A 1142-nucleotide genomic window follows, 5' to 3' on the forward strand; every position below is an offset into this window, starting at 1 on the left:
GACGGCGCGTCGGGCAGAGCATCGACGCCGGCATCCGCAACGTCCATCGTCCCGCCCGCCGAGGACCGCGCGGCCGAAAGCCGCAACGACCTGGCCGCCCCGCTCGACCCACGCTTCACCTTCGACAGTTTCATCGTCGGCAAGCCGAACGAATTCGCCTATGCCTGCGCGCGCCGGGTAGCCGAGCGCCCCTCCAGCCCCGGCTTCAACCCGCTTTTCCTGTATGGTGGGGTCGGCCTTGGCAAGACGCACCTGATGCACGCCATCGGGTCGGAACTGATGCGGGGCGGGGCGGTCTCGGTCGCCTATATGTCGGCCGAGAAATTCATGTACCGCTTCATCGCCGCCATCCGGTCGCAATCGACGATGGAGTTCAAGGAGCAGTTGCGCTCGGTCGACGTGCTGATGATCGACGACCTGCAGTTCCTGATCGGCAAGGACAACACGCAGGAAGAATTCTTCCACACCTTCAACGCGCTGGTCGATGCCGGACGGCAGATCGTGGTGTCGGCCGACAAGTCGCCGTCCGACCTTTCGGGGCTCGAGGACCGGCTGCGCACCCGCCTGGGCTGCGGCATGGTGGCCGACATCCACGCCACGACGTTCGAACTGCGCATCTCGATCCTGGAAGCCAAGGCCGCAGCCTCGGGGGTCGCGGTACCGGCCAAGGTGCTGGAATTCCTGGCGCACAAGATCACGTCGAACGTCCGCGAACTCGAAGGCGCGCTGAACCGCCTGATCGCCCACGCCAACCTGTTCGGCCGGTCCGTGACGCTGGAAGCGACGCAGGACGTGCTGCACGACATCCTCAAGGCGCATGACCGCCGCGTCACGATCGAGGAAATCCAGCGCAAGGTCTCCGAGCACTGGAATATCCGCCTGACGGACATGTCGTCGGCGCGGCGCGCCCGGGCGGTCGCCCGGCCGCGCCAGGTGGCCATGTACCTGGCCAAGCAACTGACCAGCCGGTCCCTGCCGGAAATCGGCCGCAAGTTCGGCAATCGCGACCATACCACGGTGATGCACGCCGTGGCCCGGGTGACCGAATTGATGGAACGCGACACCGCCTTCGCCGAGGATGTCGAACTGCTGCGCCGCATGCTGGAAAGCTGAGGGCGGCCGGCCCGGCGCGCGCCGGGCCT

At 66.7% G+C, this 1142-nt stretch carries 1 protein-coding gene; it reads left to right on the forward strand.

The genetic code is table 11. The features are described 5' to 3' along the window. Positions 1–1113: chromosomal replication initiator protein DnaA (gene dnaA, locus HUK84_RS19440; RefSeq protein ID WP_246285787.1), on the forward strand; the 1113-nt coding region annotated here is incomplete at its 5' end. Positions 1114–1142 lie beyond the last annotated feature (29 nt).

The sequence above is a fragment of the Nguyenibacter vanlangensis genome (assembly GCF_013376155.1).
Taxonomy (GTDB): Bacteria; Pseudomonadota; Alphaproteobacteria; order Acetobacterales; family Acetobacteraceae; genus Gluconacetobacter; species Gluconacetobacter vanlangensis.